Source organism: Peribacillus sp. YIM B13481 (assembly GCF_042787985.1).
GTDB lineage: Bacteria > Bacillota > Bacilli > Bacillales > DSM-1321 > Peribacillus > Peribacillus simplex_A.
Map to the genome: position 1 here is coordinate 58,231 of NZ_JBHZPE010000007.1, position 25,815 is coordinate 84,045.

General features: G+C 39.7%; 26 protein-coding genes and 3 pseudogenes. 20 read left to right on the forward strand and 9 right to left on the reverse strand.

Annotated elements, in window-relative coordinates; translation table 11 throughout:
- Positions 1 to 91 precede the first annotated feature (91 nt).
- Positions 92 to 577 (forward strand): DUF3993 domain-containing protein, encoded by a 486-nt coding sequence (locus ACFX4X_RS06850; protein ID WP_284471351.1) that lies wholly within the window; start codon positions 92 to 94, stop codon positions 575 to 577.
- A gap of 86 nt (positions 578 to 663) precedes the next feature.
- On the opposite strand, the gene ACFX4X_RS06855 is transcribed toward ACFX4X_RS06850, so the two are convergent.
- Complete coding sequence (locus ACFX4X_RS06855; RefSeq protein WP_284471350.1) at positions 664 to 897, reverse strand: glutaredoxin family protein; 234 nt, start codon at positions 895 to 897, stop codon at positions 664 to 666.
- 94 nt (positions 898 to 991) lie between these two features.
- Positions 992 to 1,951, reverse strand: a complete 960-nt coding sequence (locus ACFX4X_RS06860) for an MBL fold metallo-hydrolase (RefSeq protein WP_377382641.1) — start codon at positions 1,949 to 1,951, stop codon at positions 992 to 994.
- Positions 1,952 to 2,134: 183 nt separating this feature from the next.
- On the opposite strand from ACFX4X_RS06860, the gene ACFX4X_RS06865 reads away from it, so the two are divergent.
- The 8 genes from ACFX4X_RS06865 to ACFX4X_RS06900 all read left to right on the forward strand — a co-directional run bounded on the left by ACFX4X_RS06865 (position 2,135) and on the right by ACFX4X_RS06900 (position 8,760).
- The gene (locus ACFX4X_RS06865; protein ID WP_061462253.1) at positions 2,135 to 2,374 is read left to right on the forward strand and encodes a YkuJ family protein; all 240 of its coding nucleotides are present in this window, start codon (positions 2,135 to 2,137) and stop codon (positions 2,372 to 2,374) included.
- A 123-nt stretch (positions 2,375 to 2,497) separates the two neighbouring features.
- On the forward strand, positions 2,498 to 2,644 hold the full coding sequence (locus ACFX4X_RS06870) for a hypothetical protein (RefSeq protein ID WP_089362373.1): 147 nt from the start codon (positions 2,498 to 2,500) through the stop codon (positions 2,642 to 2,644).
- 121 nt (positions 2,645 to 2,765) lie between these two features.
- Positions 2,766 to 3,203 (forward strand): cyclic-di-AMP-binding protein CbpB, encoded by a 438-nt coding sequence (gene cbpB / locus ACFX4X_RS06875; RefSeq protein ID WP_061462254.1) that lies wholly within the window; start codon positions 2,766 to 2,768, stop codon positions 3,201 to 3,203.
- 130 nt (positions 3,204 to 3,333) lie between these two features.
- Complete coding sequence (locus tag ACFX4X_RS06880) at positions 3,334 to 4,860, forward strand: MDR family MFS transporter (protein WP_377382643.1); 1,527 nt, start codon at positions 3,334 to 3,336, stop codon at positions 4,858 to 4,860.
- A gap of 262 nt (positions 4,861 to 5,122) precedes the next feature.
- Positions 5,123 to 6,007 (forward strand): transcriptional regulator CcpC, encoded by an 885-nt coding sequence (locus ACFX4X_RS06885; protein WP_061462256.1) that lies wholly within the window; start codon positions 5,123 to 5,125, stop codon positions 6,005 to 6,007.
- 125 nt (positions 6,008 to 6,132) lie between these two features.
- Complete coding sequence (gene dapD, locus ACFX4X_RS06890) at positions 6,133 to 6,843, forward strand: 2,3,4,5-tetrahydropyridine-2,6-dicarboxylate N-acetyltransferase (RefSeq protein ID WP_377382645.1); 711 nt, start codon at positions 6,133 to 6,135, stop codon at positions 6,841 to 6,843.
- 68 nt (positions 6,844 to 6,911) lie between these two features.
- On the forward strand, positions 6,912 to 8,042 hold the full coding sequence (locus ACFX4X_RS06895) for an N-acetyldiaminopimelate deacetylase (protein WP_284471346.1): 1,131 nt from the start codon (positions 6,912 to 6,914) through the stop codon (positions 8,040 to 8,042).
- 58 nt (positions 8,043 to 8,100) lie between these two features.
- Positions 8,101 to 8,760, forward strand: a complete 660-nt coding sequence (locus ACFX4X_RS06900) for a potassium channel family protein (protein ID WP_089362376.1) — start codon at positions 8,101 to 8,103, stop codon at positions 8,758 to 8,760.
- Between the two features lie 149 nt (positions 8,761 to 8,909).
- On the opposite strand, the gene ACFX4X_RS06905 is transcribed toward ACFX4X_RS06900, so the two are convergent.
- The 3 genes from ACFX4X_RS06905 to ACFX4X_RS06915 form a co-directional block, all read right to left on the reverse strand.
- Positions 8,910 to 9,032 (reverse strand): hypothetical protein, encoded by a 123-nt coding sequence (locus tag ACFX4X_RS06905; protein WP_377382647.1) that lies wholly within the window; start codon positions 9,030 to 9,032, stop codon positions 8,910 to 8,912.
- 339 nt (positions 9,033 to 9,371) lie between these two features.
- Entirely contained in the window at positions 9,372 to 11,042 is a 1,671-nt protein-coding gene (gene rnjA / locus ACFX4X_RS06910) for a ribonuclease J1 (RefSeq protein ID WP_061462260.1), read from the reverse strand.
- Between the two features lie 3 nt (positions 11,043 to 11,045).
- Positions 11,046 to 11,255: a DNA-dependent RNA polymerase subunit epsilon gene (locus ACFX4X_RS06915; RefSeq protein ID WP_377382649.1), complete on the reverse strand. Its 210-nt coding sequence runs from the start codon at positions 11,253 to 11,255 to the stop codon at positions 11,046 to 11,048.
- Positions 11,256 to 12,208: 953 nt separating this feature from the next.
- Here ACFX4X_RS06915 and ACFX4X_RS06920 point away from each other — a divergent pair.
- Positions 12,209 to 12,976 (forward strand): Cof-type HAD-IIB family hydrolase, encoded by a 768-nt coding sequence (locus tag ACFX4X_RS06920; protein ID WP_377382651.1) that lies wholly within the window; start codon positions 12,209 to 12,211, stop codon positions 12,974 to 12,976.
- Positions 12,977 to 13,025: 49 nt separating this feature from the next.
- On the opposite strand, the gene def is transcribed toward ACFX4X_RS06920, so the two are convergent.
- Positions 13,026 to 13,580 (reverse strand): peptide deformylase, encoded by a 555-nt coding sequence (def, locus tag ACFX4X_RS06925; RefSeq protein WP_061462263.1) that lies wholly within the window; start codon positions 13,578 to 13,580, stop codon positions 13,026 to 13,028.
- A gap of 206 nt (positions 13,581 to 13,786) precedes the next feature.
- Positions 13,787 to 13,891, reverse strand: a pseudogene (locus tag ACFX4X_RS06930) (YjcZ family sporulation protein); the annotation flags it as partial.
- Between the two features lie 267 nt (positions 13,892 to 14,158).
- Between ACFX4X_RS06930 and ACFX4X_RS06935 the strand changes: the two are divergent.
- From ACFX4X_RS06935 to ACFX4X_RS06970, 8 genes and pseudogenes are all read left to right on the forward strand, one after another.
- A complete protein-coding gene (locus ACFX4X_RS06935) occupies positions 14,159 to 14,821 on the forward strand; it encodes a YkyA family protein (RefSeq protein WP_377382653.1) in 663 nt (220 codons plus the stop codon).
- Between the two features lie 640 nt (positions 14,822 to 15,461).
- Positions 15,462 to 16,577 carry a pyruvate dehydrogenase (acetyl-transferring) E1 component subunit alpha gene (pdhA, locus tag ACFX4X_RS06940; RefSeq protein ID WP_061462265.1) on the forward strand — a complete coding sequence of 372 codons (1,116 nt, stop codon included), beginning with the start codon at positions 15,462 to 15,464 and terminating at the stop codon, positions 16,575 to 16,577.
- A 3-nt stretch (positions 16,578 to 16,580) separates the two neighbouring features.
- The gene (locus tag ACFX4X_RS06945) at positions 16,581 to 17,558 is read left to right on the forward strand and encodes an alpha-ketoacid dehydrogenase subunit beta (RefSeq protein WP_061462266.1); all 978 of its coding nucleotides are present in this window, start codon (positions 16,581 to 16,583) and stop codon (positions 17,556 to 17,558) included.
- Positions 17,559 to 17,735: 177 nt separating this feature from the next.
- Positions 17,736 to 17,843: pseudogene (locus ACFX4X_RS06950) on the forward strand (biotin/lipoyl-containing protein); the annotation flags it as partial.
- Positions 17,844 to 18,086: 243 nt separating this feature from the next.
- Positions 18,087 to 19,037 (forward strand): annotated as a pseudogene (locus ACFX4X_RS06955) (dihydrolipoamide acetyltransferase family protein); the annotation flags it as partial.
- A 3-nt stretch (positions 19,038 to 19,040) separates the two neighbouring features.
- A complete protein-coding gene (lpdA, locus tag ACFX4X_RS06960; protein WP_061462268.1) occupies positions 19,041 to 20,453 on the forward strand; it encodes a dihydrolipoyl dehydrogenase in 1,413 nt (470 codons plus the stop codon).
- A 268-nt stretch (positions 20,454 to 20,721) separates the two neighbouring features.
- Entirely contained in the window at positions 20,722 to 20,979 is a 258-nt protein-coding gene (locus tag ACFX4X_RS06965; RefSeq protein ID WP_309145510.1) for a hypothetical protein, read from the forward strand.
- Positions 20,980 to 21,024: 45 nt separating this feature from the next.
- Positions 21,025 to 21,852, forward strand: a complete 828-nt coding sequence (locus ACFX4X_RS06970; protein ID WP_377382656.1) for a polysaccharide deacetylase family protein — start codon at positions 21,025 to 21,027, stop codon at positions 21,850 to 21,852.
- Between the two features lie 26 nt (positions 21,853 to 21,878).
- On the opposite strand, the gene ACFX4X_RS06975 is transcribed toward ACFX4X_RS06970, so the two are convergent.
- A complete protein-coding gene (locus ACFX4X_RS06975) occupies positions 21,879 to 22,313 on the reverse strand; it encodes a DUF1885 family protein (RefSeq protein WP_377382658.1) in 435 nt (144 codons plus the stop codon).
- 308 nt (positions 22,314 to 22,621) lie between these two features.
- Between ACFX4X_RS06975 and ACFX4X_RS06980 the strand changes: the two genes are divergently transcribed.
- On the forward strand, positions 22,622 to 22,747 hold the full coding sequence (locus ACFX4X_RS06980) for a GapA-binding peptide SR1P (RefSeq protein ID WP_081108747.1): 126 nt from the start codon (positions 22,622 to 22,624) through the stop codon (positions 22,745 to 22,747).
- A gap of 193 nt (positions 22,748 to 22,940) precedes the next feature.
- Here the strand turns inward: ACFX4X_RS06980 and ACFX4X_RS06985 are convergent, their stop codons facing one another.
- Positions 22,941 to 24,398, reverse strand: a complete 1,458-nt coding sequence (locus ACFX4X_RS06985) for an aminotransferase class I/II-fold pyridoxal phosphate-dependent enzyme (protein ID WP_125162545.1) — start codon at positions 24,396 to 24,398, stop codon at positions 22,941 to 22,943.
- 406 nt (positions 24,399 to 24,804) lie between these two features.
- Here ACFX4X_RS06985 and ACFX4X_RS06990 point away from each other — a divergent pair, with 406 nt between their 5' ends.
- The gene (locus ACFX4X_RS06990) at positions 24,805 to 25,764 is read left to right on the forward strand and encodes an NAD(P)H-dependent flavin oxidoreductase (RefSeq protein WP_284471339.1); all 960 of its coding nucleotides are present in this window, start codon (positions 24,805 to 24,807) and stop codon (positions 25,762 to 25,764) included.
- The last annotated feature ends 51 nt before the right edge of the window (positions 25,765 to 25,815 follow it).

The window sequence follows — 25,815 nt, forward strand, 5'->3', positions numbered from 1 at the left end:
TGTAGTTTGGCTTTGATTTTGACGGGTATTGAAAGGCATAGGCAAAAATCAGAACCATTAGGAGAAATTCTATAACTAGGAGATGATTGTAATGAGGAAATATCTAGTTGCATGTCTTGCCAGTGTCCTTCTTTTTTTAGGAGGAGGGTTAACAGCTTCAGCGGAGGGCTTACATAGAGAGGAAGTACTATCTTTAGTACAAGATGCCATGGAGAACCAAGGCTCGATCAGTGAGGAAGTACGTACTAAGGAAGCGATTGAAGGGAAGCTGGATAAACATTTCACAGGTGATTTCATCAAGAAGTTTGTCCAAGCGAATGTAGTGAAAGTCGATGGCGGTTATACCACATTTGGATCAGATTTCGCTCCGTATTATATCCCTTTTTTCAGTTATGACAAGAATACGGAAATTGTATATGGGAAAAACGGTGATGTCATTTATGTTCAGGAGGAATTCAAGGGCACTGGGGACGGACCGGTATCGATGGAAAAACATGTTGAATCAGTTACATTGAAAAAGGAGAATGACGTTTGGAAGGTAATGGACGTAAAGTATGAAAGCGAAAAAATGAGATGAAGTATTCAAAAGGAAAGTCTTCCTTCATCTGAAAAATATGGAGCCTGAAAAAGTCTAGAGGAGGGCAGTCTTCTCTAGACTTTTTGCTATATATTCAGTTCTTTTTTTATTTCGTCCAGTTCAAAACCGATAATGGCTTTCCCATCGATGACGACCGTGGGCGTGGAATAGGCGCCATATTTATTCGTTAGTTCTTTACGTGCATGTCCATCTGCATTAATATCCTTTTCTTTGTATACGACATTATTATCATCAAAGAACATTTTCATGATTTTGCAGGGAGGGCAATCAGGTTGGGTATAAAGCGTTACGTCTTTCATTTCATTCCTCCATGTATTCTATATGTAAGATGTACTTATTCATTATAGAGAATCGCAGGACATTTGAATAGGGAAAAACCTTGAAGGAACCTTTTTACTTAACCTTTTCCTGTTTTATAAGATAGTCTATCAGCCCCATGGAACAAACATTTACGTCCATGGCGATGATTTCAAAAACGGGATGATCAGTAATGATTCCTTTTTCACCTAAATGAACCGCGACTTCCGTGAAAATATTTTTACTGGTTGCCGCTACTTGTTCCTCAAAGCTATCATATTCCCTATATGCCGATTTGGCAGTCTCCACAAATTTGGGCAGCCAATAATGAAGTTGTTTATATACTTCCTTAGGGTTTTCCGATACCCCGTAATGACCAAAATATATACGCTCGACGCCGATGCTTTCGTACAATTCCGCTGCAGCAAGCATCGCATCGGGATTAAATTGGTTTGGTGATGTGGATGGTAAATAAAATTCCAAACCTTCTTCATCAAGTTCACGATAAAAAATGCCAACTGTGTCACCTGAAAACATGCCTTTTGATACGGAATCGAAAATGCTTAAATGATGGTTTGCATGCCCTGGGGTGTCATAAAAGGTCAAGGAGGAATTATCACTGGTCTTTAGGGCTTCTCTATCATGTATAGTCAGCATTCTATCAAATGGAATAGGTAAAATCGGATTGAAAAGCTCATTGAATTCTTCACCATAGACAGCTTTAGCCCCAGCGATCAAACGTGTTGGGTCTTCTAGATGCCGTGCACCTTTTGGATGGACGATCACTTTGGCGTTTGGACAATGCTGTAAAAAAAGTCCCGCTCCACCTGCATGGTCCAAATGTATATGGGTAAGAATGATATATGTAATATCCAAAGGGGAGATTCCCAGATCTTCAAGACCCTTCATTAAATGGGGGATGGAAGGGCTGGCGGAAGTTTCGACTAAAGTGATGTCTGTATCGGCAATTACATATGTTCCTGTTCGATTTCTTCTATTCAAATCAAAACCATCAATCAATGAAATGCGATAACCAAGTTCACTAATGTTTTGCAATAGAATCTACCTCCAGAAAATTTTTCATGTACAAAATCCATTCCTTATTTTATTCTGTTAATAGTACCATGTAAAGAATGAAGTTTTAAATTATTCTGAATTTATTTCAGCGTGGCTACTGGATAGAAAAGTATGGTATAGTGAAACCTATCGAAAAGGTTTTATTCAGAAAGGAGAGGGAGTATGTCTCAATTACAGGGCATTCTTACCAGATTGAAAAGTCTTCAAGAGCAAGCGAAGGAATCTGAATCTGCTCAACGTTTTTTTGAAATAGATGGTGTGAAAAAGTGCCAGGTTACATATTTCAGCAAAACAGAAATGTTCGAGCTTGAAGTATACAGTGATAAAGGGAAATCAGCAAAATATCAATTCGATAATATTGATATGATTACCATTGAAATCTTTGATCTTCTTCAATCTTAAAAAATCATTAAAAGTCGCCTTCCCATGGAAGCGGCTTTTTTTATTGTGCATGAAACCGTTCAATTATTACTTTTTGAATGAAGAAGTGATTTTTACGACATCTTATTAATTGGAGGGATAAAAATGAAAAATCCAATGGTAATTTGTCCTGTTTGCGGAGAAGAAAGGGAAATGGAAAATGTATTAACGGCACAATCAAACCAAAATGTGATTTATCAATGCCCGGAATGCGGTTTTAAACAGGTTAACATTAAAACTAGTAAGGGGTAAGGAGCTTTGTCAAAATCCCACAGTTTGGGATTTTATTGATCTAGGAATGAGCCTTTTCTGCTTACATATGTTAAACTGATGAAAGAGCTGTATATAAAAACATATGGTAAGGGGTTTTAACATGATCGGTACTCATGATGGGGATTTATTGGAATCCAGCGTTAAAGACTTAATGATTTCTTCTGAACGCGTGGCCCACGTGCAGGTAACCAATAATTTAGAACATGCACTTTTGGTATTAACAAAGAGCGGTTATACGGCCATTCCTGTGTTAGATCCGATGTATAAACTGCATGGCTTAATCAGCACACCAGTCATTCTTGATTCAATTTTGGGACTGGAACGAATTGAATTCGATAATCTTGAGAATAAAAAAGTTTCTGAAATAATGAATATAGAAATACCTCGCCTGCATATTGAAGATACTTTGACAAAGGGTGTGGAATTGTTAATCGATCATCCGTTTGTCTGTGTAGAGAATGACGAACATGTATTTGAAGGTATCTTAACTAGAAGAGCAATCTTGAAAAAAGTATTTAAACAAAATACAGCTGAATAAAAATGTAAGGCTGAATATGGTTAACCTTAAGACTCGCCAGTTGGCGAGTTTTCTTGTTTTTTACATATTTGTACCAGTTGATGGTAAAATCTAAAAACAGTTATTACTTATTAGGAAAGGATGGCGGAAATTGGGCCAAGCAGTGGATAGTGCAAAAGTGCAGAATAAAAAATTGAAACGTCCCTTCGTTTTAGGTGCCATCATGTTGGCTATGTTTATGAATGCTATTGAAGGAACGATCGTTTCGACGGCTATGCCAGCCATTGTAAGCGATTTAGGTGGTTTTTCACTTTACAGCTGGGTGTTTTCAGGCTATTTGTTAATGAACGCTGTGACAGTCTTGATATATGGAAAGCTCTCAGATATTCTCGGTAGAAAACCTGTCTTATTATTTGGGATCGTTGTTTTCTTAATTGGCTCCCTTCTTTGCGGCTTTGCCAATTCCATGACGGAACTCATCATTTATCGCTTTGTACAAGGTTTTGGGGCAGGGGCTGTAGCTCCAGTAGCTTCAACGATTGTTGGTGATATCTATAAAAATGAGGAGAGGGCACGCGTTCAAGGGTATCTATCGAGCGTTTGGGGCATTTCAGCGGTAATGGGGCCGGCTTTGGGCGGCATGCTCGTTGAATCCCTGACTTGGAAGCTTGTATTTTGGGTTAATATTCCTCTGGGCTTACTATCTTTTATAGGGATTTGGTTTTTCCTTCATGAAAAAATTGAAAAGAAAAAACGTGATATCGATTACCTTGGTGCAACCCTATTGACGTTATCCATATCCACTCTTATGGTGATACTCGTAGAAGGGGGAGTAAAATGGTCATGGGCTTCAGCTCCAGTCATTTCCCTGGCATTAGTGGCCATAATCACCTTTATCTTATTCATTCTTCAGGAAATGAAAGCAACCGAACCGATGATGCCATTTGAAATCTGGCAGGAGCGCTCCATCTTGATTGCGAATCTTGTATCTCTGACGACAGGGGTGATGATGATAGGATTATCAAGTTTCCTCCCAACATTCGTTCAGGGTGTGATGGAACGCTCTCCTACGGTAGCTGGGTTTACATTGACAGCCATGTCAATTGGCTGGCCGATCGCTTCAATGGTATCAGGCAAGTTATTGATGAAAATAGGCTTCAAAGCGACCTCCCTCCTTGGAGGGTGCTCGCTGATCCTTGGGAGTTTGATCCTAGTATGGATGAAGCCAGAAGCAGGGCCCCTTATTGCTGCCATGGGATCCTTCTTTGTCGGTGTAGGGATGGGTTTGACTTCTACCTCATTCATTGTCGTCATTCAAAAAACAGTCAGCTGGGAACGCAGGGGGATTGCGACAGCTTCTAATATGTTCATGCGTAATTTAGGAAATACGGTAGGTGCAGCATTACTTGGAGGAATCATGAATACGAGACTTCAAGCCTATTTAAACGAGCATGCACCATCCGGTTCGGGAGTGACGATAGATACGGCAAATAAACTGTTGAACAGTGAAGAACGTACGAAGCTTCCTGAAAATGTGGTAAAAGTTTTGCAGGAAGGACTTACATTGTCTTTACAAACGATTTATCTCATTGTTCTAGTCTTCTCAGTAATCAGTTTCATGTTACTTACAAGACTAAGAAAGAATAAGAAGGCATATGAGAATAAGGCAGACTCATAATTGGAGCTTGCCTTTAAGTGGAAGGGAAATGCGACTCGGATGATCAATGGAATCAATCATGCGATCGAGACCGTATGTTGAATTTCAGCTGTCGATGTGCCTGCATTGAATGCTGCAAAACTGATGACCAGCAATAATATGATCGTAAAAGGATATTCACTCCATTTCTTTTCCCTTGTAATATATGCGGACTTTGTTGATAATTAAATGTAAATAAATTAAGTCAGCATGATAAGAATTAATTATCAAGAGGTTGGTGTGTATGTCGTTTTCAGAATTTCATTTATTATCTGTACTTGCTCAGGAAATGAATATGAGAAAAGCAGCTGAGCGGTTGTTCGTTTCCCAGCCGGCTTTATCACAGCGTTTACAATCAATAGAAAAGGATTGGGGATCGAAACTGTTTCTGCGTTCACAAAAAGGGCTGTCTCTGACGCCTGCAGGGGAAGCGGTAATCCGTTTGGCCAATGAGGTAATAGAAAAAGAAGAAAAGGTCAGGGAAAGTATCCAAGCTATGGATCATGAAGTATATGGTACTTTGAAAATAGCCTGTGCCTCGATTGTCGGCCAAAATTGGCTTCCGCAAGTATTAAAAAAATTCGTCCAAAAATATCCCTATGCCAAAATTTCATTAATCACTGGCTGGAGCAGTGAGATTTTAAAGTCTTTGTATGAAGGACAAGTACATATTGGAATCATAAGGGGAGCCCCGGATTGGAAAGGGGTTAAACAGCATTTATTTACAGATATGCTTTATTTGGTGGATACTGAAATGAAGGAACTGAATCAAGTGTTTGAAACGGACCGGCCATTCATTCAGTTTAAAAGCGATTCGAATTATTACCAGGAAATTCAGGACTGGTGGCACCGGCAATTTAAAACGACACCCAAAAACACCATAGTCGTGGATCAAATCGAAACATGCAAACAAATGGTATTTAACGGCATTGGATATGCAATCCTGCCTGCCATCACTTTACATGATAAAGATACGAATGTTTTTAAAATCCCTCTTCTAGATGGGCATAATCACTCAATCGAACGGGATACATGGCTTTGCGGCTATGAATCTGCTTTCCAGTTAAAGCAAGTCCAAGCATTCACGGAAGTGGTAAAAGAGCATATTCGCCAACAAGGAATGTTATGAGTCCGATGACGAAAATGTCAATAGGGCAGAATAATATTTAAGAGTGACATTCAACTTGTCTTGCCGGCATTTGTCTGTTAAATTTAAGACGAGTAATGATACATATTTAGGAGGTTTTACCCGGAATGAATAAAATGGATGCAAATGAAATTATTTCTTTTATCTCAAATAGTAAAAAATCGACACCAGTAAAAGTATATGTCAAAGGTGATTTAGAAGGTATGGATTTTGGACCAGCTTCTAAAACCTTCATTACAGGAAATACAGGGGTTGTATTCGGTGAGTGGTCTGAGGTCGAAGAGGCAATCGAGGCAGCGGGGACAAAAATCGAGGATTATGTAGTTGAAAACGATCGCCGTAACTCTGCCATTCCTTTATTGGACCTAAAAGGCATCAAAGCCCGTATCGAGCCTGGAGCAATAATCCGTGACCAAGTATCGATCGGTGACAATGCAGTGATCATGATGGGAGCATCGATCAATATTGGCTCCGTCATTGGTGAAGGCACAATGATTGACATGAATGCAATACTGGGCGGACGTGCAACAGTGGGTAAAAACTGTCACGTTGGTGCAGGTGCAGTATTAGCAGGTGTCATCGAGCCTCCTTCTGCACAACCGGTCATTTTGGAAGACGATGTTTTAATCGGAGCTAATGCGGTGGTTCTTGAAGGTGTGAAAATCGGTCAAGGTTCAGTTGTAGCGGCTGGTGCAATTGTAACGAAAGACGTTCCGCCTTACTCAGTGGCTGCTGGTGTCCCGGCGAAGGTCATTAAACAAATTGATGAAAAAACTAAATCAAAAACAGAGATCATGCAAGAACTTCGCCAACTTTAATTTCTTAAGTGAATATTGCCTTACGCGTGGATATAATTATCCACGCTTTCTGTATAGGAGGGAATAATGTGAAAACAAATCCTTTTGCCGAGATCCGGCGTGATTTGCATCAAATACCGGAGATAGGATTTAAAGAATATAAGACGCAGCAATATCTATTGAATTACATAACGAATCTTGCCTCTGAGCGAATAGAAATAGAAACTTGGCGAACGGGGATATTCGTGAAAGTGAAGGGAAGGAACCCTCGGAAAATAATTGGCTATAGGGCAGATATAGACGGTCTGCCGATAAAAGAGGAAACTGGGCTGCCCTTCGCATCCAAACATGAGGAACATATGCATGCCTGCGGCCATGATTTTCATATGAGCATCGGTTTGGGATTATTGACGTATTTCGCCGAAAATCAAATCGATGATGACTTGCTATTCATTTTCCAACCGGCAGAAGAAGGCCCTGGTGGTGCGGAACCGATGCTTAAATCGGAGACCATGAAAAAATGGAAGCCTGACATGATCCTTGCTTTACATATTGCTCCAGAGTATCAAGTTGGAACGATTGCCGTTAAAGAAGGGCTTCTATTTGCCAATACATCTGAATTGTACATCGATTTGAAAGGTAAAGGAGGGCATGCAGCCTATCCACATGAAACAAAAGACATGGTCATCGCGGCCTGCTCGCTTGTAGGGCAACTGCAAACCATCGTTTCGCGGAATGTAAATCCACTTGATTCAGCTGTCATTACAGTTGGGAAGATTACTGGAGGAACCGTTCAAAATATTATTGCGGAGACAGCGCGGCTAGAAGGCACAATACGAACCCTTAACCCCGAATCGATGGTAAAGGTCAAGTCAAGAATTAAAGCGCTTGTGGATGGTATACAAGTTGGATTTGAGTGCTTGGCAGAAATCGACTATGGTGCGATGTATCACCAGGTGTATAATGAAGAAAGGCTGACCCGGGAATTCATGGAATTTACAGACAAGGCATCGGATGTTCATTTGCATCGCTGTACTGAAGCGATGACCGGTGAAGATTTTGGATATATGTTAAAGGAGATTCCAGGTTTCATGTTCTGGCTAGGGGTTTCATCAGAATACGGATTGCACCATGCTAAGTTGAGTCCGGATGAGAGTGCGATCGAACTCGCGATTAACCATTTGACGGATTATATAACGTTTAAAGGAAACAGAGCTTAAAAAACGCTTTTCAGGACGGAACATTAAAGAGAGAACGAATGATGTTGGAGGGCTTATTGTGAAAAAAGAATTTGCGGTGATTGGACTTGGCCGTTTTGGCGGCAGTATAGTCAAGACATTGGCTGAAGAGGGATTAGGAGTGCTGGCCATTGATGCAGACGAAGATCGAGTGAATGAATTTGCCAAAATAGCTTCTCATGCCGTAGTAGGGGATACGACAGATGAAAATGTGCTGAGAAACATAGGAATTCGTAATTTTGATCACGTAATCGTAGCGATTGGCGAGAATATTCAAGCAAGTATATTGACGACTCTCATGCTTAAGGAATTGGGTGTCGGAAATGTTACGGTAAAAGCGCAAAATGATTATCATGAGAAGGTTCTTCGTAAAATCGGGGCCGACTTCGTTGTGCACCCCGAACGAGATATGGGGAGAAGGATTGCACATAATATCGTCTCCAATAATATTCTCGATTATTTGGAGCTATCTGATGAACATTCCATCGTCGAAATTGTTGCAAGCCAAAAGATGAATGGAAATTCGATATTTGATCTTGATATCCGCGCTCACTATGGGCTGAATATCGTCGCGATTAAAAGAGGGAACGAAATAAATGTCTCCCCACAGGCAAGCGATTTAATACATAAAGGTGATATATTGATCGTCATCGGAGCGGATTCGGACATCAATCGATTCGAAAAAAAGATTGTAGAATAAGCAAGCGTCCTGCTAAATTAGTATCAGGCAGCGTTTCTTTTATCAAAGGAAAACAAAAAGGTTTCGGAATGGTCTCATTCCGAAACCTTTTTGTTGGTTTTGAAGCAGATACCGAGAATAGCCTGCAGCGAAAATTTTTTAAAGTTCCCTTAAAGTAGTCCAACGCATACAATACTTCTTTTGCGTCTTTCGAATACACGCTCTATCGTTTCTTTACGTTTCGCATCTTCATTATGACGCAGATGATCTGCTTCTTCCATAATTCTTGCCAAAAATAGCGTGTCGCCGCTTACTTTCGGAAGCTATCATTAATACCCGATAGAAAATCTGTTCAAACAGGTCAGTATCTTTAAAGCTCCGCCCATTTTTTTTCGCGATCGTAGAGAAGCGTGGCACTTTAACATGGAAACCGTAACCTAAACCAACGGCCATGTTGTTACGCAGACCTTTGAATAAATATCTTTCACCAAGTCATGCCCGGAAAGCAAGTGCCCTACGTTCCAATCACCGGTCAAATTTAGTAAACCTAAAAAAACTGTGGACAAACTCAATTATAATCAAGTTTGTCCACAGTCTGAAAACCCAGCCATCATATGGCTGGGTTTTTTTGTTTATTGGACTTCCATGATGATCGGTAGGATCATAGGACGGCGTTTAGTTTTTTCATATAGGAATGGAGATAAAGTGTCTGTAATTTCATTTTTAATTTCAGACCATTGAGTAGTTTTGCGATCCATCACTTTATTTAAATGCTTAGTGATCAAGGATTGAGCATCACTGATCAGGTCTCCCGATTCCCTCATATAAACAAATCCGCGTGAGATGATGTCAGGGCCGGACGCAATTTTGAATTCCTTCATATTTATGCTGACAACGACAACCACAAGACCTTCTTCGGAAAGAATCCGACGATCGCGTAAGACGATATTACCGATATCCCCGATGCCGCTTCCATCGATATAAACAGAGCCTGAAGGGATTTTACCAGCAATTTGTGCTGTGTTTTCACTTAAGGAAAGAACTTCACCATTATCCATGATAAAGCAATTTTCTTCCGGGACACCGCAATCGACTGCATGACGGGCATGAAGTTTTTGCATGCGATATTCACCATGGATTGGCATGAAGAATTTTGGCTTTATCAAACGAAGCATTAGTTTTTGTTCCTGCTGTCCGCCATGACCTGAAGTATGAATATCATTCAGTGGCCCTGAAATGACGTCTGCACCTGCACGATATAATTGATTAATCGTTCTGGAAACACTGATTGTATTACCAGGAATAGGTGAAGAAGAAAATACGACTGTATCACCAGGAATGATTTGAATTTGACGGTGAGTCCCATTTGCTATCCTTGACAGTGCTGCCATTGGTTCACCTTGGCTGCCTGTACAAAGGATGGTTACTTTGTTCGCAGGCATACGATTTAATTGCTGTACATCTATAAATGTATCTTTAGGCGCTACGATATAACCAAGGTCTTGGCCAATTGATATGGCGGAATCCATACTGCGGCCAAAAACAGCTATTTTACGGCCATTAGCCACGGCTGCTTCTACAACTTGCTGAAGGCGATGGATGTTCGATGCAAACGTTGCAAAAATGATCCGGCCGTCAACCTTACGGAAAATGTCTTGAATGGTATCGCCGACACGGCTTTCAGACATAGTGAAGTTCTGCACTTCACTATTTGTGCTATCCGAGAGTAAGCACAATACGCCTTCTTTGCCAATTTCGGCCATCTTGGTCAAGTTCGCTGGCTCGCCAACAGGTGTGAAGTCGAATTTAAAATCACCAGTATGGACAATTTGCCCAGGTGGCGTTTTTACAACGATTCCATAAGAATCAGGGATACTGTGAGTTGTGCGGAAGAATGAGACGGAAGTCTTCCGGAACTTGATCACTTCATCTTCACTGATTTCAATCATGGTTGTCTGACGTAAAAGGCCATGTTCTTCCAATTTATTCCGAAGTAATCCAAGTGCAAGCTTCCCGCCGTACACAGGGACATTCACTTTTCTAAGTAAATAAGGAATCCCGCCAATATGGTCTTCATGGCCATGCGTGATGAAAACACCTTTAATTTTATCTACATTTTTCTCTAAATAGCTGTAATCCGGAATCACATAGTCAATACCGAGAAGTTCATCTTCAGGAAATTTAATTCCAGCATCAATGACGATGATCTCATCTTGAAACTGAACAGCATATGTGTTCTTACCGATTTCGCCTAAACCGCCCAGGGCGAATACAGCTGTTTGATCATTTTTTACAAATTTCATAAATTATAGCTCCAATACTTTGTAATCTTCATTTTGTTTTTCATATTCTAAATATGCTCCGGTTACCGGTAGTACAATTTCTACGTTATAAGGTTCTTTTTTTAATTTTAAACGGACCTCACGAACAGATTCACCTTCAACAAACACTGTTTTAGTATTCTCCCTGATGGGAACCTCTGCTATGGTTACTTGATAGTATACCTTAAAAACCATTTTAATCTCTCCTCACTTGTTTGCATTGCTTTTTTCATTATATATAAAAACAACAATTTTTTCATGTTTTTCAACATCATGTAAAAATAAACCCAGCTCCGCCATAAAAACGGAAGGGGTTTTGATGAATTAAATATACCAATGTCTAAAAAAGTATATAAAAAAATAGATGGCAGATATCGGGTATCAATCCAATTATAGCTTCCTCTATCATATATCCTATCCGTTTTTACTATGTGTAAAACTTAAATCGCTAAGAAAAGTTTCTGCAAGCTTCTTTTCATGCGAAAATAGTTTACTCACTTTATCTTATTTGAATGGGATCCTTTTTCGCAAACGATTTCTTTCTTAATTATATAGTACCATTGGGTACAGCGTTTCATGAAAAGACAACGGCTAATAATTTGATGAATTATGTAATCACCTTGCATATCAATGCCAAGATAGAAAGAATGCTTAACAAGAACTTTACAACAAGGAAGAAGCCCTCCGCAAGTTTTTGAAGGGCTGTCCGAAAAAAATTCGCATATGGATGACGGCCATGGCAGGATATGAATGGCAAATCATGCGATAGATTTTTTTCTTAAAAGATCATTCCACTGTTTAACAAGCTTTTTACGAAGCTTTTTTAACATGGCGATCACGCTCCCTTAGTTATTATTGTATAGGATTATTCAATAATGTAAATATGTCTTTACAAGTACTTGGCCCATTTTTGAAAAAAAAGGCACATTCATACCGACAACTGTGATTTCAGAGGCAAGAAGGAGGGGAGAAGTGTAAGATGGAAAACCTGAGTTTTAGTTCTATTAAGAATAGTATATGCTCATTTTTGAATACAAACCGTAACTTTGAGTGGAATTCTGTAGAGTTACTTGACTTATCTTGATGACAATTATTAAATGGGTACATATTAAAAAAGGAAAAATGAATGAATTGGAAGTGAATCGTTAGTGAAAATCGTATTTTTTGATATTGACGGAACATTGCTTGATCATGAAAAAAAGTTACCTGCTTCAACGAAAAAAGCCATTAAGCAATTACAGGATAGCGGGGTTTTCGTAGCGATTGCCACTGGAAGGGCACCGTTTATGTTCGAGTCTTTAAGGGAAGAACTGGGCATCGATACATTCGTTAGTTTCAATGGACAATACGTTGTTTTTGAAGGGAAAGTCGTTTATAAAAACCCTTTGAGCATAACTGAGATAAAAAGGCTTCACGAACATGCTGAAAATAATAAAATCCCAATCGTTTTCATGAATGAGGAGACAATGAAATCGAGTGTCCCACATCATAGCAGAATTGAAGAAGCATTAAGCACCTTGAAGTTCCCACACCCTGAACATGTGGCAGACTTTTATGAGGACCATGAAATATACCAGGCCTTATTATTCTGCTCGGAAGATGAAGAAGGGAATTTTGTTGGGAAATATAATGACTTTCACTTTATTAGATGGCATGAATACTCGACGGATGTACTTCCATTCGGGGGTTCAAAAGCTGAAGGTATTAAAATACTAATGGATAAAGTCGGGTTTGCTCTTGAAGATGTTTACGCCTTTGGAGATGGCTTAAATGATATAGAAATGTTAAAAGTAGCGGGATATGGCGTGGCAATGGGGAATGCCGGTCAACTTGTGAAGCAAGAGGCCGACTTTGTAACGAAGGATGTCGATGATGATGGCATACTTTTTGGTTTGAAGGAACTTGAACTGATTTAAATAAAAACTCCCGTCAACCAAAAGACGGGAGTTTTTGTCGCTTATACGTTTACCTTTCCACCGCAATGGAATTTTCCGGAACGGCATAGGGTTCTTCCTGATTGATATGATCATAAAACATGATTCCATTAAGATGGTCGATTTCATGTTGAAAGCAAATGGCTGCGGTGCCTTTAAGGCGGAGCTGAACCGAATTTTCTTCCAGGTCCGTACCCACAACCGTTATTCGAGCATAACGTGGTACATAGCCAGAAACGGGGCGATTAACGGAAAGACAGCCTTCTCCGGATGTCAAGTATGCTTTCTCCACTGAATGACTAATGAGTTTTGGGTTGAAAAGTGCATAGCTATACAGTTGATCATCTTTTTCTTTCAAATGGACCGCAATCATCCTTTTTGAAACATTAACCTGTGGTGCAGCCAAGCCGATTCCTGCCCTTAACCCGTATAAAGCAGCAATATCGGGCTTTTGGCTGTTTTGGACGTATTCCATCAAGCTAGCTAAAAGTTGCTTATCTTCATCTGACGCCGGAAGTGGAACCTCCAGCGCGACTTTCCTTAATATCGGATCGTCTTCCTTAACAAAATCATCCATAGTAAGCATAATCTTTCACCCCATAGAAATTCTTATAATATGTATAGGTTATTTTAACAAAAAAAATGCTGAAAGTTAATGGGAGGGATGGAATCGGTCGACAAATTCCTATCCCAGCCATTATTTGTTGAGGTCTTTTAAAAAAAAATAGAAATTTTTTTGTGAATAGGGTAAATAGATAACATTTTCGGGTAAAGGTAAAAGTAATTATCGGTTTAGCAAAAGCAAGCGCCGACAATGATGAGCAGAATGAACAGGACGATGATTAGGGCGAAGCCGCTTCCAAAGCCGCAGCCTCCACCACATTGACCACCGTAACCAAAGCTGGGTTCAACGGAAACCGGATAACAACAATCCTGGTTGTAACCTCCATACATAATTTCATACCTCCGTTTTTGTATTATTAAAATGTTGACCACTCTGATTTGAAACGGTCCCTACAGCCTATGCAGTATGGTTTAAAGGGTGTAGGCTTGCGCCCAGTAATGAAAAATTCATGTTCGGAATATGATTAGTACAAGTGTCTGTGCTTAAACAGAAATTTAGAGAAATATGAATCTACAAAGAACTATCAGAAGGAGCTGTCTATGTTGAAGCGTTTTGGTCCATATGTTATTTTACTTCTTTTTTTAGCGATCTTGACCGGTTGTTTTAATGGTTCACCGGAAGAAAGAATCCACAAGATCCTAGAGAAAACTGCAGAAAAGGAAAGTGATTTCACCGAGAATCAGGAGCCACTTAATGATTTGGAGAAAAAAGAAAAAGAACAGTATGAGAAAATCATTAAACTTGGCTTGGAAGAGTATGAACAAATCGTCGAGCTTTCAGATGAAGCAACTAAAAATATTGACCAAAGGGAGGAAATAATTGAAAAGGAACAAAGCAGCATGCAATCCTCGAAAGAACAATTTAATAAGATAGATGAACAAATTGGGAAAATAGAGGATGAAGAGGTAAAAAAAGAAGCGACTGAAATGAAAAAGGTCATGAGTGAACGTTATAGCACCTACGACAACTTATATGATGCCTATCAGCAAAGTCTGGAAAATGATCGTGAATTATATGAACTGTTTAAAAAAGAGGATTTGAAAATGGATGAATTACAAGGACAAATCGAGAAAATCAATACTTCCTATACAAAAGTTTTGAAAGCGAATGAGCAATTTAATGCATTAACGGTAAAGTCCAATCAAAAAAAAGAAAGTTTTTATGACAGTTCGGGCATAGAAATGGCTGACTCAACAAAATAATATAAGTAATGATGGGCTGTGATCCTCACTCACAGCCCATTTTTTGTGGATCCAGTTTTCTATAAACTGAAAAATTCTAGAATGATTTTTAAATGCAGATAGCCGAGGGTAAATTTCAGTACCTGTACTAAAAAAAAATGAAAATAGAAAATCTAACAGCAGACTGATATGAAAGCGTTTGAATATTTTTTTAGAATATTATCTTAAAGGCTCAAATGCCTTTAGTTAAAGCGGTTTTTGAATCGATTGGATAGGCTGAGGGATTGAAATATTATCTTTATTCATCCATAAATTGAAAAATGGTGGGGGATTAATAGTACAGTTGTAAAACGAAAACTGATACAGAGAAGAAGTATGAGTATTGTAGATTCTCGTAAATCAAAAAAATAAGGAACTCCAAGTGATTGACTTGATGTTAATTCATCTTGTAAACTAAATCTGTAAAAGTTCTTGTATCATTTTCCTTGATTTTTTTTATGGTACAGAATAAGATTGAGACATATTAAGCATATCCACGTTTGAGGGATTGGTCTTAAGGAAAAAATAAAACAATGAATTGTTGAAGAAACTATAAAGCAAACTATTTTTGCTTTAGAGAATAATAATAGCAAACCTTTTTAATGAAAGGATGAGGTGCCAAATGGCTCAAAAAACTAAACAAGCTAAAATTAATGTTCAAGATCAGCTTAAGAAAGTGGAAGAACAATTTGAAACTTTCCAAATTTTAAATGAAGAGGGAGAAGTCGTTAACGAAGCGGCAATGCCTGATTTAAGTGATGAACAACTGCAGGAATTAATGCAACGTATGGTTTATACCCGCATTTTGGATCAACGTTCTATATCACTGAACCGCCAAGGCAGATTAGGGTTCTATGCACCGACTGCCGGTCAAGAAGCTTCTCAGATCGCTTCCCAGTATGCATTGGAAAAAGAGGATTTCATTCTTCCAGGTTACCGTGACGTGCCGCAAATCGTTTGGCATGGCCTGCCGCTTTGGCAAGCATTTTTATTCTCTCGGGGACATTTTAAAGGAAATCAAATTCCTGAAGATGTCAATGTGATTTCCCCTCAAATCATTATCGGTGCTCAATATATCCAAGCTGCCGGAGTGGCACTTGGTATGAAGAAACGCGGAAAAAAAGCTGTAGCAATCACTTATACCGGTGACGGTGGAACCTCACAAGGTGACTTCTATGAGGGAATTAACTTTGCAGGTGCATTTAAAGCGCCAGCTATCTTCATCGTGCAAAATAACCATTTCGCAATCTCAACTCCGGTTGATTTACAATCAGCATCGAAAACATTGGCCCAAAAGGGTGTGGCTGCAGGTATTCCTGGCATCCAAGTTGATGGTATGGATGCATTGGCTGTTTATACAGCAGTTAAAGAAGCGCGTGAACGTGCAATTAATGGTGAAGGCCCTACATTGATTGAAACATTAACTTACCGTTATGGACCACATACGATGGCTGGTGATGACCCGACACGTTACCGTACTTCAGATATGGATAATGAGTGGGAATTAAAAGATCCATTGGTTCGTTTCCGCAAGTTCTTGGAAAACAAAAAACTCTGGAATGAAGAATTAGAGAACGAAACAATAGAAAAAGCAAAAGACGATATTAAAGAAGCAATCAAAAAGGCTGATGCAGAACCTAAGCAAAAGGTTACAGACCTTATTGAAAACATGTATGAAGAAATGCCTTATAACTTAAAAGAACAATATGAAATTTATAAAGAGAAGGAGTCGAAGTAAGCCATGGCTCAATTGACGATGATTCAAGCAATTACAGAAGCATTACGTACAGAACTTAAAAATGACGAGAATGTACTCGTTTTTGGAGAAGATGTTGGTCTTAATGGAGGAGTTTTCCGTGCAACGGAAAATCTTCAAAAAGAATTCGGCGAAGATCGTGTATTTGATACACCTCTAGCTGAATCCGGAATCGGTGGATTAGCTGTCGGTCTTTCCTTGCAAGGTTTCCGTCCTGTTCCTGAAATACAATTCTTCGGTTTCATATATGAAGTAATGGACTCCGTAAGCGGTCAGCTTGCTCGTATGCGCTACCGTTCAGGCGGACGTTACAGTGCGCCGGTTACAATTCGCTCACCTTTTGGAGGCGGAGTGCATACTCCGGAAATGCACGCTGATAGCTTAGAAGGTTTAATGGCTCAGCAACCTGGGTTAAAGGTAGTTATCCCTTCCACTCCTTACGATGCTAAAGGCTTATTGATTTCGGCGATTCGTGATAATGACCCTGTCATTTTCCTTGAGCACATGAAATTGTACCGCTCTTTCCGTCAGGAAGTTCCTGAGGAAGAATATACAATTCCATTAGGAAAAGCGGATGTGAAAAGAGAAGGAACGGATTTATCCATTATTACGTATGGTGCGATGGTACAGGAATCAATCAAGGCAGCTGAAGAATTGGCTAAGGAAGGTCATTCCGTAGAAGTGGTCGACTTACGGACTGTATCTCCATTGGATATTGATACAATCATTGCTTCTGTAGAAAAAACAGGACGCGCAATCGTTGTTCAAGAAGCACAAAAGCAAGCTGGTATAGCAGCGAATGTTGTCGCGGAAATTAACGAACGTGCCATTTTGAGCTTGGATGCTCCAGTACTGCGAGTGGCGGCTGCTGATACGGTATTCGCGTTTTCACAAGCTGAAACAGTATGGCTCCCTAATTATAAAGACATTATTGAAACGGCGACTAAAGTCTTGAAGTTTTAACAATCTTAAGCAATGGAATGAATGTCCTGCTTGAGAAAGTAATTTCGCATTAACGGTAATGCAAGATAAAGGACTTTATTCAAAGCACTAAGTATGATTTAATATAGGAGGTTGAACTCAGTGGCATTCCAATTTAGACTCCCTGATATCGGAGAAGGTATACACGAAGGTGAAATAGTGAAATGGTTTGTAAAACCAGGAGATAAGATTCAAGAAGATGACGTGCTTTGCGAGGTTCAAAACGATAAGGCCGTTGTTGAAATCCCATCACCAGTGGAAGGTACCGTTGAAGAAATCCTTGTTCAAGAAGGAACGGTTGCCGTTGTAGGTGATGTACTTGTAACATTCGATGCTCCAGGATATGAAGATCTTCAGTTTAAAGGGGATCATGGAGAAGAAGCGAAGGCAGAAGGTGCTAAGAATACGGAGGCCCAGGTTCAAGCTACAGCTGAAGCTGGACAGGAAGTCAAGAAAGAGGCTGCTCCGGTTCAAGAAAATAGTGCAGAAACGGGCGCGGGATCACAACCACAAGTTGAGGCGGATCCTTCACGACGTATTATCGCCATGCCTTCTGTTAGAAAATATGCACGCGAACAAGGGGTAAATATTCGTGAGATTTCTGGTTCTGGGGATAACGGCCGCATCATGAAAGATGACATCGATGCTTTCAAAAACGGCAAAACGGCTCCACAGCAACCAGCAGCTCAAAGTGAAGCTTCACAACAAACTGATACGGAAAAAACCGAAAAACAAAAAGTTTCAATTCCAGAAGGGCAATATCCTGAAACTCGCGAGAAAATGAGCGGTATGAGAAAAGCGATCGCCAAAGCAATGGTTAAATCCAAACAGACAGCTCCACATGTAACATTAATGGATGAAATCGATGTGACGCTATTGGTTGCTCACCGTAAAAAATTCAAGGGAATTGCTGCAGAAAAAGGAATCAAGCTTACTTTCCTACCTTATGTTGTTAAAGCGTTAACAAGTGCATTGCGTGAATTCCCTATGCTAAACACATCATTTGATGATGAGGCTAGTGAGATTATCCATAAACACTATTACAATATCGGAATTGCTGCAGACACAGACAAAGGACTGCTCGTTCCAGTTGTAAAAGATGCAGATCGTAAATCAACTTTTGCTATTTCACAAGAAATTAATGAATTAGCGACGAAAGCCCGTGACGGCAAATTGGCTCCTAACGAAATGAAAGGTGCTTCTTGCTCCATTACGAATATCGGTTCCGCAGGCGGTCAATGGTTCACACCTGTAATCAATCATCCAGAAGTTGCCATTCTAGGGATTGGACGCATTGCCGAAAAAGCAATTGTACGCGACGGGGAAATTATCGCCGCTCCAGTTCTGGCATTATCACTGAGCTTTGATCACCGCATGATTGATGGGGCTACTGCTCAGCATGCATTGAATCATATCAAAAAGTTATTGAACGACCCAGAATTATTGTTAATGGAGGCGTAAACAATGGTAGTAGGAGATTTTCCAATCGAAACAGATACTTTAGTGATCGGTTCAGGCCCAGGGGGATATGTTGCCGCAATTCGCGCAGCGCAGCTTGGACAGAAAGTAACGGTCGTTGAAAAAGGAACAATCGGCGGAGTTTGTTTGAATGTAGGCTGTATCCCATCGAAAGCTTTAATTTCGGCAGGACACCGCTTCCATGAAGCTCAGCATTCAGAAGACATGGGTATCTTTGCAGAAAAAGTTACTGTTGATTTTTCTAAAGTACAAGCTTGGAAAGGTACTGTTGTAAAAAAATTAACTGGCGGTGTAAGCAGCCTGTTAAAAGGTAATAATGTTGATGTTGTAACTGGCGAAGCTTACTTCGTTGATGAAAACAGCATCCGTGTTATGAATGAAGACTCAGCGCAAACATATACATTTAAAAACGCAATCATCGCTACTGGTTCATCGCCAATCGAGATTCCGTCATTTAAATATACGAAACGTGTACTTAATTCCACTGGTGCTCTTGCTCTGGAAGAAGTTCCAAGTTCGATCGTGGTAATCGGCGGAGGTTATATTGGTACTGAGCTTGGCGGAGCGTTCGCAAGTTTTGGCACTAAAGTGACCATCCTTGAAGGTACAGAAGAAATTCTTTCTGCAGGCTTTGAAAAACAAATGGCAGCACTTGTTAAACGTAACCTTAAAAACAAGGGCGCTGAAATTGTTACTAAAGCAAATGCTAAAGGCGTGGAAGAAACTGAAACAGGTGTAACCGTTACTTATGAAGTAAAAGGCGAAGAGAAAAAAGTTGAAGCCGATTACGTTTTAGTAACAGTGGGACGTCGTCCTAATACTGCAGAAATCGGTTTGGAACAAGTCGGAATCAAAATGACTGACCGCGGTTTGGTCGAAACGGATAAACAATGCCGTACAAGCGTGAAAAACATTTATGCAATCGGAGATATCGTTTCTGGACCTCAGTTGGCTCATAAAGCTTCTTATGAAGGTAAAATTGCTGCTGAAGCCATTGCAGGACATTCATCTGAAATCGACTATCTTGCTATTCCGGCTGTTGTATTCTCTGAACCGGAACTTGCTTCTGTCGGTTATAATGAAAAAGAAGCGAAGGAAGCTGGAATCGAAGCTCTTGCTTCTAAATTCCCATTCGCTGCAAATGGACGTGCCCTTTCATTAAATAATACGGACGGATTTGTGAAGCTTATCACTCGCAAAGAAGACGGATTGGTTATAGGAGCACAAATTGCAGGACCAAACGCTTCTGATATGATTGCAGAACTTGGTTTAGCTATCGAAGCGGGAATGACTGCCGAAGATATCGCCATGACAATCCATGCACATCCAACATTAGGGGAAATCACAATGGAAGCTGCTGAAGTTGCCCTTGGAACTCCTATTCATATCATTAAGTAATTATTTTATAAAAGCGTACTGCAAATGCAGTACGCTTTTTCTTATTTGCCAGATAAAATGAAGGATTACCCCAATTCATAAATTTTTCTTTACACTAGTTAAATGAAAAGGACAAAAAGTGCATAAGCTATAAAAAGGACGTCTTACTTTTTTTCCTTGAAAAGGTTTGAATAAGGTAAAAGAGGATAAAAAATAAGAAGAGCGATTTGCTGAACGAATATTTTTTCCAATAAAAAGTTTATTGCTGATATATTCATATTAAAATGGGGTGGATCACTTGAAAAATTATCTGGTAATCCTCTTTCAACTAATCGTTTGGAGTGGGTATACATTAGTTGAATGGCTTTCCGTTAATGATCGATTTGTTTTCAAAGTATTCATGTTTCTGGTCTTCTCTTATTTAGCCATTTACATTGGTAAAATGATTTTAAAATCCAATAAGCGCACCTTGCTTGTTACCGTGATAAGTTTATTATGTTACGGTATTTTGCAAATCCTATTGGAAACGCTTGTACCGGTTTATTGAAATTTTCGTAAGGTAAACAACGACACAAGAATCCACGGGGGAACTATGATTAACAAAGTATTAGTATTATTTACATTTGTATCATTTTTATTTATGGGCTGCAATGAACCCAATCTCGATCAAACTGAACATGAGAATCAAAAAAGTGTGGAAACGACAACTACCGTCCAAGATGAAAGCCAGTACGAGAAAGATCTGAAAGTAGAAACATCAAAAACAAATGGGGAAATGAATGTTAAGGCAGAATATCGGTTGGACAAAGATGATTGGTCATTTAAACCCATTGGGAATGCAAATCCGAAAGTTGTTTTGTTAACCTTTGATGATGCACCTGATAAATATTCGCTAAAGATTGCCAAAACCCTTAAACGACATGAGGTACCTGCGATTTTTTTCGTGAATGGTCACTTTCTTGAAAATGATGAAAATAAAGCGATGCTAAAAGAAATTCATGAAATGGGTTTTCCTATAGGTAATCATACATATTCTCATGTGAATTTAAAAGAGTTGAGTGAAAAGGAACAAGAGAGGGAAATCGTAAAATTGAACAATTTGGTTGAGGGTATTATCGGAGAACGCCCTAAGTATTTCAGGGCGCCTTTTGGATCGAATACAGATCATTCAATAAAAGTCGCTGAGAAAGAAAAAATGTTGGTCATGAATTGGACATATGGATATGACTGGGAAAAAGAATATCAAGATAAAAAAGCTTTAACTGAAATCATGCGGAACAGCCCTTATTTAGGAAATGGCGCGAACTTACTGATGCATGACCGGAAATGGACGAGTGAAGCGATAGAGGATATCGTGAAAGGGTTACAAAAGAAAGGTTATAAGATCCTTGATCCAAAATTAATTGAAACGCCTGCATGAGCTGATTTTCGGCTTCAGCAGGTTTTTTATTTCCTAGAATAGTAATACATCACTCGATTATTGAAGAGATGGAGCTGCGCCCGTAATTTCTTTGCAAGGAACTTGCACAATTCATTTGCTTTTCCTTTATCACCGGAAGTTGCTGTTTCTGGGAGAGTGAATTGGATATAGGATTGAATCCGCTCTAATCCATCTTCATCCCTAACGACTTCTTGGTCAACGCCTATCAATATCATATGGTAACGATCCTCATTGGATTGAAGATATATTGCCTTATCTTTCATTCTTTCAGGTTCTTTCATTTCATAAGGAAATGCTTTCTTTTCATAGTCCCAATCCAGTTGCTTTCCGGTTTTCGCAGTGATCATTTGATAATAATTCAGTAATTCTTTAACGTCTTCGATGGTTACTGTCGCTTTCACGGACTCGGGAACAAGTTTGATATAGGCATTTTCAGTCATTTGGAACCCCCTTAGATCTATAGATGTAAGTATATATTAACATTTTATGTTCGTATTATATACTAATCTATATGTAAATTTATAGGTAAAATTCCATTTTCAATGTTGCTTGGCTGAGATTGGAATGGTGTAATATGTAAAAACAGCCCAGAGAACCCTGTATTGTTTGAACTCAAATGAATTAAATGGGAAAATATATATATGTTATACTTTTTGGCTTGAAATAATAAATGTGTTATATTATAATTCATATAAAGCGGTTACATTACGTTATTAATGCATACAATATAGAGGAAGGGGTTGTAAAAATGGGAACTATCGTATGTCAAACTTGCAATAGCACGATTGAACATTTTGAAGATGAAAAAGTAAGTGTACTTTATACACACAATCACAACTGCCAATGCTGTGATACAGCTGCCTCTGAAAAATAAATGGAAAAAGAACTTAAAGATTAATAGAATTTAAGGGTGTTTCAGGATTGCAACCTGGAGCACCCTTTTTATAGGAGTTAATAAGGGAGTATTCTTCCGTTTTCGACAAGTGCACTTTGCTCAATTACAATTGAAACAATAGAATGGGCAAAAAAACCAGAGCAGGTATCTGCTCCGGTTTGATGAAATTCAATCAGTTTTTAATGATGCGTAAATATTTTATCTCTGGATCCTCTGGACCTTGAACTGGTAGGCCTGCCTCGATGTTCTTCCGGATGTAATTGATATTATCTTCGGTTATCAGTTCACCGGGTATAAAGATCGGGATTCCCGGCGGGTAAACCATGATGAATTCAGCGCTGATTTTGCCAACGGATTCCTCGATGGGAACTACTTCGGTTTCTGCATAAAAAGCTTCCCTGGGAGATAAAGCCAGTGGAGGTGTATCAGGAAGCAGTACTTCAATTTTTTCATGTTCTGCAGCCATTTCCTTAAACTCATTCGATAAGTCTCTAAGGGCAGCAATCAGCAGGTCCGCTTCTGTTTTTGAGTCCCCCGGTGTTATCAGGCAAAGGATATTGTACAAGTCGGAAAGCTCCACTTCGATATTATGCTTTTCACGAAGCCATTTCTCAACGTCGTACCCGGTAATATTCAATTCCTTAATGGAAATGATCAGTTTAGTCGGATCATAACTAAAGGCTGCCTTACTGCTTAGGATTTCGCTGCCGACACATAATAGATAAGGAATCTCATTCACGGCCTCACGGATATATCCTGCAAGATTTATGGCTTCATCGATCATTTCCCTGCCTACCGTCGCAAGTTGTCTTCTAGCTGTATCCAGAGAAGCTAGAAGGATATAGGAGGTTGAGGTAGTAGTGAGCATGCTCAAAATTGATTGAACACGATTTGCAGAAACCAGTCCATTCTTAACATTTAATATGGAACTTCCCGTTAGTGAACCGCCCAGTTTATGAACACTCGTAGCAGCCATATCTGCTCCGGCTTGCATGGCTGACATCGGCAAGTCCTCATGGAAGTGAATATGGACACCGTGTGCTTCATCTACGAGTACTGGGATTTGGTAGGAATGAGCAACTTCCACTATTTTTTGCAAATCAGCCGAAATGCCGAAATAGGTGGGGTTGATTACAAGCAATCCTTTTGCATCACTATGTTCACTTAAAGTTTTTTCAACGGCATCGATGGTTATTCCGTGTGAAATGCCCAAGTCCTTATCTATTTCAGGATTGATGAAAACGGGAACCGCTCCGGAAAATACAATGGCAGACATTACGGATTTATGCACATTCCTCGGAACGATGATTTTGTCCCCAGGGCCGCAGACTGTCATGACCATAGTCATGATTGCTCCGCTTGTTCCTTGAACGGAAAAGAATGTGTGATCTGCACCAAAAGCTTCAGCGGCAAGATCCTGAGCTTGTTTAATGATGCCCTTTGGCTGATGGAGATCATCGAGTGGTGCTATATTGATTAAATCTATGGATAATGCATTTTCTCCAATAAAATCACGGAAATCAGCGTCCATTCCTTTTCCTTTTTTATGACCTGGAATATGAAATTGAACGGGATTTTTTTTTGCGTGCTGCAATAAGGCAGTGTATAAGGGTGTTTCATTCTGTGACAATTCTTTGTAGCCCCTTTTCAATATAATAGGTACGAAATATTGGGGAGATATACTCCCAATTATTAACGATCGCATGTTTCTCCGATTCCATTCAAATGGTCTTTTGGATAGACATAAAACAAATGAATTATAGCACGTCTTATAATAAATGCCTAGCGTGACTTTAATGTACTGACATAAACAATTTCTAAATTTCTTTGATATTATGGGGCCCAATAAAAATAACAGCCGGTTATAATTGTCTATATCCCTAGTATTAACTGGATTGACCCAAGAATTCTTCTTTTATAAATATTGAATGGGTATGAGTTTAAAAATTGAACGGGTAAATTATATTTGCCATAATAAAGCTGTGATATAAATTGCTTATAAGTAAAACAAACCATTAAAAAGGGAGATGAGGAGCTTGGAGTGGAATACGCGTGTGACCGATTTGTTAGGGATTCAATACCCAATCGTACAAGGGGGACTGGCTCATTTAGCATATGCAGACCTGGCTGCGGCAGTTTCGAATGCAGGGGGGCTAGGGCAGGTAACGGCCATGTCCTTGGACAACCCAGAGCAACTGGTAGATGAAATAAGAAAAACTAAATCAATGACGGATAAACCGTTTGGTGTGAACTTTGCAATCGGTCAGCATGGAAGGCCTTATGAACACATGCTTGAAGCAGCCTTGAAAGAGGATATCGCAGTTGTTTCCGTAACAGGCGGTAACCCTTCACCATTTCTTGATTACGTCAAAGGTACTCAGGTGAAAAAACTGGTGCTTGTTGCTGCAAGAAGACAGGCAGTGAAGGCTGAACAGCTTGGTGCAGATGCAGTGATGGTAGTTGGTCAGGAGGGCGGTGGACATTTAGGCCGTGATGATATTGGAACTTCCGTGTTAATTCCTCAAGTTGTGGATTCCGTTAAAATTCCAGTCATCGCCTCGGGTGGTTTTGGCGATGGGCGCGGTTTGATGTCAGCGTTGGCACTTGGTGCCGATGGAATCGAGATGGGAACACGATTCATAGCAGTCAAGGAGTGTGTTCACGCACATGAATTATATAAAAATGCCTTGGTTTCCGGCACAGAAAATGATACCGTTGTCATTAAGCGGTCCATTGGTGCCCCAGCCAGGGTAATTGCAAATAGCTGGACTGAAAAGATCCTTGAAATAGAAAAAGAAAATGGCGGATATGAGCAACTGAAGGATTACATAAGTGGAAAAGCGAACCAGCGTTATATCCATGATGGTGTTGAAGGTGAAGGGTATGCCTGGGCTGGACAAGTGATGGGGCTGATTCATGATGTACCATCGACTGCTGACCTAATCAGCCGGATTATCTACCAGGCGGAAGCAATTCGTTCAAAATGGGCAGACTGATGATGCATGGTCTGCCGGACAGCATGAAAAACTATCTAGAAGGAGCGTGTT

What these genes read in the sequence shown, in the direction of transcription:
- ACFX4X_RS06850 (WP_284471351.1), top strand. Translation starts at nt 92, where the DNA reads ATGAGGAAATATCTAGTTGCATGTCTTGCCAGTGTCCTTCTTTTTTTA.
- ACFX4X_RS06855 (WP_284471350.1), bottom strand. Translation starts at nt 897, where the DNA reads ATGAAAGACGTAACGCTTTATACCCAACCTGATTGCCCTCCCTGCAAA.
- ACFX4X_RS06865 (WP_061462253.1), top strand. Translation starts at nt 2,135, where the DNA reads ATGTCTCAATTACAGGGCATTCTTACCAGATTGAAAAGTCTTCAAGAG.
- ACFX4X_RS06870 (WP_089362373.1), top strand. Translation starts at nt 2,498, where the DNA reads ATGAAAAATCCAATGGTAATTTGTCCTGTTTGCGGAGAAGAAAGGGAA.
- cbpB (WP_061462254.1), top strand. Translation starts at nt 2,766, where the DNA reads ATGATCGGTACTCATGATGGGGATTTATTGGAATCCAGCGTTAAAGAC.
- ACFX4X_RS06885 (WP_061462256.1), top strand. Translation starts at nt 5,123, where the DNA reads ATGTCGTTTTCAGAATTTCATTTATTATCTGTACTTGCTCAGGAAATG.
- dapD (WP_377382645.1), top strand. Translation starts at nt 6,133, where the DNA reads ATGAATAAAATGGATGCAAATGAAATTATTTCTTTTATCTCAAATAGT.
- rnjA (WP_061462260.1), bottom strand. Translation starts at nt 11,042, where the DNA reads ATGAAATTTGTAAAAAATGATCAAACAGCTGTATTCGCCCTGGGCGGT.
- ACFX4X_RS06915 (WP_377382649.1), bottom strand. Translation starts at nt 11,255, where the DNA reads ATGGTTTTTAAGGTATACTATCAAGTAACCATAGCAGAGGTTCCCATC.
- def (WP_061462263.1), bottom strand. Translation starts at nt 13,580, where the DNA reads ATGCTTACTATGGATGATTTTGTTAAGGAAGACGATCCGATATTAAGG.
- ACFX4X_RS06935 (WP_377382653.1), top strand. Translation starts at nt 14,159, where the DNA reads ATGTTGAAGCGTTTTGGTCCATATGTTATTTTACTTCTTTTTTTAGCG.
- pdhA (WP_061462265.1), top strand. Translation starts at nt 15,462, where the DNA reads ATGGCTCAAAAAACTAAACAAGCTAAAATTAATGTTCAAGATCAGCTT.
- ACFX4X_RS06945 (WP_061462266.1), top strand. Translation starts at nt 16,581, where the DNA reads ATGGCTCAATTGACGATGATTCAAGCAATTACAGAAGCATTACGTACA.
- lpdA (WP_061462268.1), top strand. Translation starts at nt 19,041, where the DNA reads ATGGTAGTAGGAGATTTTCCAATCGAAACAGATACTTTAGTGATCGGT.
- ACFX4X_RS06970 (WP_377382656.1), top strand. Translation starts at nt 21,025, where the DNA reads ATGATTAACAAAGTATTAGTATTATTTACATTTGTATCATTTTTATTT.
- ACFX4X_RS06975 (WP_377382658.1), bottom strand. Translation starts at nt 22,313, where the DNA reads ATGACTGAAAATGCCTATATCAAACTTGTTCCCGAGTCCGTGAAAGCG.
- ACFX4X_RS06980 (WP_081108747.1), top strand. Translation starts at nt 22,622, where the DNA reads ATGGGAACTATCGTATGTCAAACTTGCAATAGCACGATTGAACATTTT.